Source organism: Pseudogemmobacter sp. TB195 (assembly GCF_058313095.1).
Window position 1 is genome coordinate 1 of record NZ_JBZEGG010000217.1, and the last position, 527, is coordinate 527.

At 68.5% G+C, this 527-nt stretch carries 1 pseudogene; it reads left to right on the forward strand.

Going from position 1 to position 527, the window contains the following annotated elements:
• Nucleotides 1-136: 136 nt before the first annotated feature.
• Nucleotides 137-527 (forward strand): annotated as a pseudogene (locus tag AC4FS3_RS29445) (PAS domain-containing sensor histidine kinase); the annotation flags it as partial.

Sequence of the window (527 nt, forward strand, 5' to 3'; positions counted from 1 at the left end):
TTCCGCTGGCCGTATGGGCGGGACGTGAGGCTGTCTGTCCTGCCCCGACGCGGAGGCTTCGGGGAAATGGCTGCCGCACCATGATTGCCGGTTTCCGGCAACCGGTCGCGGAGCGGGTGTTGCTGAAGGGGCGTGCTTGAGCATCGACAATACGGCGCACAATGACATTGCCGCCGCGCGTGGATCAGATCCGGGACAGCGCGTTTCCGGCGTGCTCGGCGTCATCCTGGTCGTCTGCGCGCTGACCTGCGCTTTCTCCACCTTCCTTGTGCTCGCCGGCATGACGCCCATCCTGCCCACCCATGTGGTGGTGGCGTGGATGCTCGGCGTCAACGCGCTGCTGGTGGTGGCGCTGCTGGTGGTCGTGCTGGCGCAGACTGTCAGCCTGTGGCGGGCGCGGCGGCGCGGCGCGGCGGGCGCCGGCCTGCATGTGCACATCGTCAGCCTGTTCTGTTTCGTCGCCGCCGTGCCGGTGATCCTCGTCGCGGTGGTGGCCTCGATCACCCTGGAGCGCGGGCTGGATCCCT